We start from the raw sequence: 9576 nt of genomic DNA, 5'->3' as shown, positions 1-9576 counted from the left end.
GTGCGTGCTAATTGGCTTTGGAGTAGTCCAATTAATCCGACTTCCTCTCGACCAGATAATGGCAGGTTTTTCGTGATACGCACTGAGCCTAACCCTTTAGCTCTGTTTAACGCAGCACCGTAGAGGTTAGAACTGAGGCGGCATTCCAACGTACCTATTTCTGCCTTATCGTTTACAAACAATTTTAAATCTCCTGTTTGTAGTCTGGTCAACAAGAGCTTTTATAAGCTCGTTCCTTTAGGGACGGGTAGTTGACTGCCTACTCTCCATTAGTGTATTGAGATTGGATTTCACTAAGTTTATATAAGTAGTACGTGCCTTAACCTTTGTCTTTTTTGATGAAAATCCGGCATTGTAAGCACCTACTGATTTCCAGTTTTCACCATGCGATTTGAAATTTTGAGCAAGTATCCACGCACCAACAAAAACATTTATGCATGGAATATTAATAACATCATCTTGCGAAACTCCGAAATCACTAATCTTCACAAACCATGAACTATTGATTTGCATTAGGCCGTAATCTGCTGTGCCATTGGAATTTGCATCATTAAACGCATCTGGCCTTAAACTAGATTCTGTGTAGGCAATCGCTTCCAGTAATAACGGATTAATATCGTAATATTTACCTGCTTCTTCAAAACAAAATGCACTTACTGAAGAATGCACCAAAACCAAGTAACAAGACAAAAAACCATTTAAAATCACCAACCTAGTAAAAAGTAAGACAGCAGTCATTGTACCTCCAAAGCATGTAAACAGCGTCTTCTTGAGAGGGAATAGTTCTCCACTCTCCCCAGGTCATAGATGTTTGACCAATACGGTGCGCGGATTGCCTTTCTGCAACGGGATACATCATGTTCATTTTGTACTGAGACTTAGGAATTGTCGGGAATAATGGAGCAGAACAGAGCGCATCATCACCCATCGTTCTTCGTGCCAATAAACGCCTGTGGAGTGCAGCTACAGTACGTGTAGCTAACAGGCTTGTTTTGGTTGGTATTGAACTTTTATTACTCACGTAGCCTGAAGTTGGGTACATTTGGCCCCATGCTCCGGCACACCAAAACATACTATCAATGGGTTCACCAACAGCGGCTGCCGCGTTATCTATAACACAAGATGCTATTGAAATCGGATTAGCAAAAATAGCGCTTTCAGGGTTGGCAAAAAAACCTAGTTCTTCATCTGTCCATGTTGGATCTAGTTCAGAAAAATACAGTAAATCCATACTCATATAGCCGTCACCACAACGACTAGGCGTTAACATTTCTAACATTAACAGCAACGGATATGCAAAATAGTGATAGTGCCAAAAAGCGGGTTTAGCCCCCTGTCCGGCTCCCTGCTCATTACTACCGATAGTTCCCCGCTGTCTGCCATTCGTCATGCTTAATTTCGCACCGCCTAATGTCATCATGCAGTCAGGTTCACGGACTAATTCAATTATTCTGGCGGGTTCATACATTGATTGGGTAAACCCTGGCACGAAGATGCCTAAATCATCCTCACAACTGCACATTGTTTTACTGCTAGAGTTTGATGGCGCACCACTACCAGTAGGGCTTATTTGAAATCCAAGCAACTTTATTGGATACATTGCGTCCCAAGGTGTATCAGCAATCATTGAGCCAGTTAAAACTTTCGCATCTTTGCATTCACCCAAACGATTGTTTATTTCTTCAGCTAAAATGGGTGAAGAACAAAGCAATAAGGCCATAAGCGGTAGTTTATTCATACTCACTACCCCTCACATCAAACTCGCTTAATATGAAGAAATCCTGCTCATTATCAGCCTCAATGACAGTCGGAAGAACACGTAAATCAAACGCATTAATCAGATCTTTATTGAGCATATAAACAGGAGAATTAAACAGAGCCTCAACGTACTTGATCGCGTTCCACTCTTTTGTTCTGTCGAACTTGGTAGTAATCAATTTCGTTCTAAGATGAGTCGGTGGTAATGATTTAACAAAGGCAATATGATCATCATTGGTCGCATCAAAAATAATGACGCGCTGAGTAAATGGCATTCTTTCTAACGTGTTAAACGTGTCACCACGTCTAGCAATAACGACTCCCTCTTGAGTCACAATATCGGCATTCAAAGTGATCTCAGGTACAAATTTACGCTGCCTTGTTGCAAGCGCTTCAGGCAATTGCAAAAATTTCACTTTAGGCCAGTAGTTATCTTTTGCCTCTGCTATTAATTTATCCGTATCTAATTTTTCAGCGCGTTCCTTTAATATTTCCGTTAAATCACGTTCTGAAATTTCGGCTGTTGCACCAAACGAACCTAGATCACCAGTTTTACCACTCAATAATTGTCCATGCATGTAAGCAGTGTTTGTTAGCCCCGTTGCCGACAGCATTAATTCATTGCCCTGGTACGCTAATATTATTGGGGCAACAACTGCGCCCACATCATTGAATGGCGTGGGATCTAAATAAACAAGCGGTGGTGTTGTTTTGTAATCTCTAACTAACGCATAAATACGCAAGCTTGCATCTGTAATTGTTTTTTCATGCTTCAGTAAACCGCGAATATAAAACGCTACATCTTGTCTGTATTGATACGCTTTAAACAGTCTTTTAATTTCATCATCACCCATTGATGCACTGATTAGAATTTTATAGCTAATCTCAGTGGGCGATGCTGAAGCACCTTGATAGCTTTCACTTAACTCATTAACAGCTACGTTATTCTTCTTTAGTAAGCGATCTATAAAGCCACTATCAAGTGCGTCCTGACCGTTTTTAATCGCTTGCTGTACCTGCATATCAATATCGGTATTTGCGTTACAGTTAAACGACAAGCTGACCAATAATAATAAATTAATTATTTTTACCATAACGGGATCGCCTCACCTTTAATTTGTGAAAGATCCGCTAATCCCCAATAACGCGAGTCATAAGAGCGCTCTGCCGTTCCCATAAAGAAAAATTTATTTTCAGGTATCTGGTATGTTGTATAAAAACTTTCGATGCTTCTATTTAATTTTTCGGCAAGAACCAGGCCGGTGCTTTTTAATAGGCCGTTAACAAAAATACCTTTGGCATTTATTTCTACCGTATCGCCCTCAACACCAATAATGTACTTACCCATACGAGTACCGTCTTCAAAGAACGGTTCAAGCCCGTTAGCCTTGAATACATAAATCTGATCACGTTTAATCTCACTGAATTGTTTAACCTGAAAATATACCGAGTATTCGGGTATGCAGCGTTCCTCTTGAGTGTCTATTAATATTGAATAATTTGAAGAAACAAATGATTTAGCAATTTGAAAAACAACAAGCATTGCAACAATCAGCCAGATAGCTTTTGATGCAAAAATTAACGGATGAATGCGTTTCTTATTGTTCATAATTAACTCCAATTAATGACCTCCCTTAATATTTTATAGAACTATTTCTTGTTCCAAAATTTCATCATTTTCAATCACTTCATATAGTTTTTTTTCATCGTTTTGAGTTGAATTAAATAAGCCTGTTACATTGTTATTTTTTATTAAAGTGGCAAGGTTATAATCAAGAAATGCTGGACGGGTAAGCGGGTAACGTATCATGCGCTTTTCTTCGCATGACTTTGTTAATGCTTCAGGTAATGAACACCCCGCATTAGTGTATTTATCTATCAGGGCGTTATCTTGTGCTAGAGTTGAGTACATCAGTGTGCGGTTGGGATCAACAATGAACCTTCCAATCCCCATACCTGAATCCTGGCAATTGAAAAATATTTCTGAAAAGTGGCCTTTTACGGTACTCACCTTTTTAAGTAAACGGTATCCGGCAGGAGGGAGCGACATTAAATTATCTTTTTCTGCTGCGGTAATAGTTGAATCCTTTTGTTTGAGGATAAGCGAGTTTGCTGCATTTTCCGCAATCGCACGACCAGCAGCTGAACGCTGTAAGTCCATAATCGACTGAGTTATTACAATGCCGCAGCCGTTATATTTTCTAAATCGTCTAAATCCACGCTCCATGAACTCAGTGACAGCAGGAGAATTACCTAATAAATCCCAGGCTTCATCAATTATTACAATTCTTTTAACAGTCCTGTCCAATTTATGTTCGTGATACATTGCCTGTTGTATCTGAACAATCAGGATATATAAAACCACAGCTTGTAGATCTAGTGTTTCAGAAAGACCATCTAATTCAAGTACGTTAAAATCACCATGAAAGCTTATGTTGTGTGGTTTATCGAAATACTTACCGAACTGGCCTTGAGAGGTGAATGAATATAGTTGACGGCCCACATCACGGATTCGTTGATCAGAATCGTCTTTTAATTCTTTAGCAACATCATCAATTTTTGCTTTTTGGCCTTTTTCGTTCCAAACGCGACCAATGATTTCTTCAATGACTTTATATTGTAAATCGCTCACTTTATCATTACTAAAAGCCATTGCTACGATTAACCCTGAAAGCATTGTCACGGCTTCATTAAACGCATTCGGATCGGTATCATCTATCATCGTAAATGGGTTCATTGAAATATCGGCATTTTCGTTAAACGCAATAAAATTACCATTAAACGCCCGTGAAAGTTTTTTATAACTTTCACCCGCATCAATCGTCCACACCTTGTCATTAGTAGATAAATAACTTCGTGTAATTTCATTGGCAACAAAACTTTTACCGCTGCCACTTTCTGCATAAATAAGCGTGTTGTAATTCGTTTCTGAGTCGAACAAATCAAAATTCATAATCTGACCTGCACGGCTTACAAACTGCATTTGCGGTGTGCCTGTGCCTTTCCAATCACTAAAAATTGGCAACATCGGCATAGCGTGTTTTGTAGACATTGTGTAATAGCGCATCGAATTATTAGCTGCTTCCACACAAGCGCCAAACGGGAGGTTATTAATAAACGAGGGAATGGCAAATGTATCTTCACGAATCATTGTTGTACCGCAATTATCCATCATGCTTTGAAGTGTTGTTAAACCGTTTTCTGCCTCACGTTTGGACTTAGCAAAAATACAGGCACTCAAGCTCAGTTTAACGACTTTATATTGACCAAAGTCTTTGGTTAGTTCTTCAAGTTCACCGCGCATTATTTTAATCTTGGGAGCGAAACGACTTAATGAATCAAGGCTCTGACGGATGTAATTGTTATGTTTTGTTGTAACTTTGTCCTTAATCCCCTTTTGTTCGGGATAATGTAAATTCACAGTAATTAGAAAATTTTGGGTTAAACAGCCATCCCCGCCAAAGGGATCGGCAAACCATTGAAAAGCAGTACCAATTCGGGTTTTTTTAGGAAAACGATGAACAGTTAACATTTTGCAGTACGTTTCTTCACCGTTACATTCAAACGTCACACCGTCCTTTTCTTTGCTTATGGCTGTATCTTGCTGCACAAACTGCTCATTTAACGGCCTGTAATCATCGCATCCTACACTTACCTTATTTTTCCACGCTGATTTATCGCCCCAATGAATCATTGAATTCATTATTTCAGTCAACATTTCAGCGGTCATTTCTATTTGATTAAAATGCGCGTTACCAAGATATTGTTCAAATGCCTGTTTAATTTTTAAAATATCTTCTATTTCTTCGTCACAAATATCTACACTTTCAACTGGCATTTTAAACGTAATAATTAATTTTATGTCACGTACCATCGTATGCTGGTTAATCTCTACAGGGTTTGTTGTTCCCCCCCACAGATGCCCTAACGCGACATCATGTACCTCTCTCATTTCCTTTCTTTTACAATTTCTGCGCATTAAATCAGACGCTAACAAATAATCCTTTATGTCAGGACTTCCCCACAGTGAAAAACTGAGCATTGAATCAGGCGGAAATCGTTCTTTGAGCAGCAGCCCAATTGCAGATAATGTTTTAGTATCCCACCCGCAGATAGGAGTACACAGATACGAAAAACCAGCGGTATTATCATCATTAACAAATATATTAGTATCGGGGCAGTGTGCAATCGGCCTAAATAGCTGGCTTACATTATTCTCATTAAATTCAAACATGCTCATTACTCCATATTTTTTGCTAAAAATGCCACAATTGAGACAGGCATTCCGTCACTGGCTATGTCATTGGAGGCTATTAGTGTCGGTGAGTTAGTTAATTTCAAAAATCCAGCTAGGCCATAAGATTTACTAACCAAGTCTTGATCGCAGAACGTTTCACCAGTTCCAAATTTTTTGTATTTGATTCGCTGTAAAATTTGTTTCGCAGACTCACGCTTGACTAAGCATGAAAATTTAAAAAGCTGTTCAACTGAAGTTTGTGTGAATGGCGTTAATATAAAACGGACGCGATAATGTTTAGACGCTGTTTCAATTACATTAACTGTATTAGCTGAATCAGCTAAGAACGGATCTATAAATATGATCAGCTCTTTTGATTTTTGTGAGTTAAGCGTAAATGAAAGTACATTTACCGTGTCTATCTTTAACTGGTTGAGCGGTATTGTCTTTTCCGCTATTAGTAATTCTTTTGTGTTGGCAATCGGCTTGTTTTGAAACATATCGAACAACTGCCCCTTAACCACCCAGCGAGGATTATCAAGGATCACAACAGCTTCGTTATCATTTCCAAATAAAACGACTGATTGAGCTTTTGGTAACGTTCTTGCCTTATCTGCTCGTTTACTTACCTCTTTAAAAATTTGTTCGGGTGTTCTCTCCGCAAACGAACTTGCAGAGAAAACAAAAGTGGAAGCCAACAAAGTTATTTTCGCTATGTTAAATAAATTCATCTTTTTCCTCGCGTGAAACCCCTTCCTTCAGGTAGGGGAGGTAAGCGTTTAGTGCAAAGCACTCATATTTAATTTGACCCTCACAAGATTTAAATGCATCTTGTGAGACATGAGAGAAAGAGCCTATAAATACAGATTTTATCCAACAACTGAACAAGCAGATTTGCTTGCTCAGACGTTTGGTTGTATTCGTGTGGTGTATAACTCTATTCTTAAATGGCGAACCGATGCGTATTACAACAACGGTGAATCCACTAATTACAACTCTGCAAGCGCTAAGCTTACTGAACTCAAGAAACAAGATGAGTTTAACTGGCTCAATGATGTTTCTTGTGTTCCTTTGCAGCAGTCTATTAGAAACCAGCAAACTGCTTTTACAAACTTCTTTAAAGGCCGGACAAAATACCCCAACGTTAAGAAAAAACGCAGCAATCAAAGTGCTGAATTCACTAAGTCGGCTTTCAAATACAAAGATAGAAAAGTTTACATAGCTAAATGTAAAGCCCCGCTTAATATCAAGTGGAGCCGTGAAATACTTAGCGCACCAACAACTATTACAATCAGCAAAGATTGTGCTGGCCGTTGGTTCGTTTCCATGCTTTGCCGTTTTGAGCCTAAATCCCTGCCAGTGGTTAATAAAACCGTTGGCATTGACCTGGGGCTGACTGATATTGCTATTACTTCCGATGGATTTAAATCGGGAAATCCGCGCCATACAGCTAAGTACGCTGCAAAACTTAAAAAAGCTCAAAAGCACCTTTCTAAGAAAAAGAAAGGATCTGCAAACTTCCATAAAGCCAAACTTGTTGTAGCCAAAATACAGGCAAAGATAGGCGACAGCAGACGCGACTTTACCCACAAGCTCACAACCAAACTGATAAACGAAAACCAAGTGATTAGTTGCGAATCGTTGAGCGTAAAAAACATGGTCAAAAACAAAAAGCTTTCTAAAGCAATCAGTGATGCAAACTGGGACGAATTCGTGCGCCAGCTGGCATATAAAGCTGATTGGTACGGTCGTACCCTTGTTAAAATTAACAAGTGGTATCCGTCTAGTAAGCGTTGCAATTGCTGTGGTCACGTTGTTGATTCTCTACCTTTGCATATAAGACATTGGACTTGTCCAGCTTGTGAATCCAAGCTTGACCGCGATACCAATGCCGCGATTAATATTAAAGGGGCTGGACAAGCCCTCTTAGCCTGTGGAGTTAAGGTAAGACCTAAACAACCTTTGTGTTGTTAAGGCTCCAAACTTTGAAGCAGGAATCTTTTAACTTGGCAACAAGTTAAACCCTAACGGGAATCCCCGTCCTTTAGGTCGGGGAGGATGTCAATAGCCTCTCCGTTTTATAATAACGTTGCTGTAAACATCGCGCTGATAACTGTTGGCGTGAAGTTCAAGCCAAGCGCACAACCAACACCAATAGCAACGGCTTTTAGCGTTTGTTGAGCAATTCCCATGATGATACCGATAATAACGAAGGCGATTGATACCCCCTTACCCAGCGATCCCTCAATCCAGTCTGTTAACTGATCAACCCACGCATCAAACGTTGCATCAGTACCCGCCATCACTGTCTGAGAAAGAACAACACATAGCACTATCAGTGATAGAAAAAACACTGTGTTTCTCTTTAATTCTTCCATATTTGCATTATCAATTTTCATAATATTCTCCATTTGTTGTAGTTAAGTAATTATTTAGTTGACATTCCTTTGAAACGTTGTTCTATAACCTGTTTATCTACTTGCTTGATATTCATTCCGTTTAAATTTGTATTTCCCTTACCTTTAGTTTTACCACTGCTTGCTGAGTTTCCTAAATGGGGGATAACTGTAGAAACAGTGTTATTTTCATCGACACTTAAAATCGCCCATTTCCTTTTTTCAATATCAGTAAAAATCAAGCTGGATAAATGCAAATCATCAGATCTGTCTGTCCAGGGTGCTACCCAAATACGCATCACTTTTGTCGGCTCTCTAATAACATTTCCATCAAAACTAAATTTATGCGGTACTTGACTAGAATCTGAATAAGCAACGTCATGCGCTAATTCTTTGGTGGTTGTATTTTGAATAATTGCAGTATTTTTTGACGGGGGCGTTTGGGTTACTTTGTAACCTGAACGACTGTCCATTGATGTTATTTCGCTATTATTAGCATCTTCATTTTTAAATGATTCTGAATTATTCCCGATCCCTTGAAACTCACTTAACGATATCTGTTTAGCTTCTCCGTTATGTATTACGGTTAATGTTTCATCTAGTTCAATATCACCATCTGCAGCTTTATAAATTGCCCTCGATGAACCACATAGCGCATTATTGTCACCACCTGAACAATTAAATTCAGATTGCCCAACAGTACAAGCTGTTAAGGACAGCACACCTAAAAATAAGAATAAATGTTTCATAACGGCGTTCCTTTTGTGATAACAATATCTACGACACGCCCCGCTCCAACTTCAATTACAGGGTGCATTGCGTCTGCTAAGTCCATGTAATAATCAGCTAGTTTCTCAAATGAAGTCGCTGCGCCTTTAGCCGCTCCCCCTTGCACAGCGGCAGGATCAAATACGCTTTGGTAGTCTTGCTGTCCCGTAGGATTTGTTGAAATAACGGGAACAGGGGTTACATTAAACGCACCAGCTAAACCCTCCATGAATCCGGCAGCCATTGAATTAATCAACACTTTTGAGTTTCTACTTACTAATGTTCCCTTAATACCAGCTTTGCCGTCTTCGCCCACGGCATAAGCAGATAGACCTGTTTCAATGACCAAGCCATCTTCACGAATACAAGAAATATCCTCGCCACGCAAATACGCACGTTCACTTGCCAAATCTCCAT

The 9576-nt window shown here is 39.4% G+C and carries 11 protein-coding genes; 1 reads left to right on the top strand and 10 read right to left on the bottom strand.

All coding sequences use genetic code 11. The features are described from left to right. The 7 genes from G337_RS29085 to G337_RS0117895 all read right to left on the bottom strand — a co-directional run. Positions 1-182 (bottom strand): hypothetical protein (locus G337_RS29085; RefSeq protein ID WP_028865108.1); only part of this gene is annotated, 182 nt, incomplete at its 3' end. 55 nt (positions 183-237) lie between these two features. Further along, entirely contained in the window at positions 238-738 is a 501-nt protein-coding gene (locus G337_RS0117920) for a lytic transglycosylase domain-containing protein (RefSeq protein WP_051303376.1), read from the bottom strand. Beyond that, on the bottom strand, positions 713-1738 hold the full coding sequence (locus G337_RS0117915; RefSeq protein ID WP_169719638.1) for a TraU family protein: 1026 nt from the start codon (positions 1736-1738) through the stop codon (positions 713-715). Before G337_RS0117915 ends, G337_RS0117920 begins: the two co-directional genes overlap by 26 nt. Continuing rightward, entirely contained in the window at positions 1731-2852 is a 1122-nt protein-coding gene (locus G337_RS0117910) for a hypothetical protein (protein ID WP_028865105.1), read from the bottom strand. The genes G337_RS0117915 and G337_RS0117910 overlap by 8 nt, the downstream gene beginning before the upstream one ends. Beyond that, positions 2846-3367 carry a signal peptidase I gene (gene lepB, locus G337_RS0117905; RefSeq protein ID WP_051303374.1) on the bottom strand — a complete coding sequence of 174 codons (522 nt, stop codon included), beginning with the start codon at positions 3365-3367 and terminating at the stop codon, positions 2846-2848. Before lepB ends, G337_RS0117910 begins: the two co-directional genes overlap by 7 nt. 33 nt (positions 3368-3400) lie before the next feature. After that, positions 3401-5992: a type IV secretion system protein TraC gene (gene traC / locus G337_RS0117900; protein WP_028865103.1), complete on the bottom strand. Its 2592-nt coding sequence runs from the start codon at positions 5990-5992 to the stop codon at positions 3401-3403. A gap of 5 nt (positions 5993-5997) precedes the next feature. After that, positions 5998-6726: a hypothetical protein gene (locus G337_RS0117895; protein WP_028865102.1), complete on the bottom strand. Its 729-nt coding sequence runs from the start codon at positions 6724-6726 to the stop codon at positions 5998-6000. A gap of 109 nt (positions 6727-6835) precedes the next feature. Here G337_RS0117895 and G337_RS0117890 point away from each other — a divergent pair, with 109 nt between their 5' ends. Next, entirely contained in the window at positions 6836-7969 is a 1134-nt protein-coding gene (locus G337_RS0117890) for an RNA-guided endonuclease InsQ/TnpB family protein (protein ID WP_028865101.1), read from the top strand. A 104-nt stretch (positions 7970-8073) separates the two neighbouring features. Here G337_RS0117890 and traA read toward each other — a convergent pair whose 3' ends face one another. From traA to G337_RS0117875, 3 genes are all read right to left on the bottom strand, one after another. After that, entirely contained in the window at positions 8074-8394 is a 321-nt protein-coding gene (gene traA / locus G337_RS26615) for a TraA family conjugative transfer protein (RefSeq protein ID WP_051303372.1), read from the bottom strand. 29 nt (positions 8395-8423) lie between these two features. Further along, positions 8424-9140 (bottom strand): TraV family lipoprotein, encoded by a 717-nt coding sequence (locus tag G337_RS27865; RefSeq protein ID WP_051303370.1) that lies wholly within the window; start codon positions 9138-9140, stop codon positions 8424-8426. Further along, positions 9137-9576: TraB/VirB10 family protein (locus tag G337_RS0117875; protein WP_028865100.1), on the bottom strand; the 440-nt coding region annotated here is incomplete at its 5' end. The genes G337_RS27865 and G337_RS0117875, both read right to left, overlap by 4 nt.

This window comes from Psychromonas aquimarina ATCC BAA-1526, assembly GCF_000428725.1.
Lineage (GTDB): Bacteria > Pseudomonadota > Gammaproteobacteria > Enterobacterales > Psychromonadaceae > Psychromonas > Psychromonas aquimarina.
This window is presented reverse-complemented; position numbering and strand designations above follow the sequence as displayed.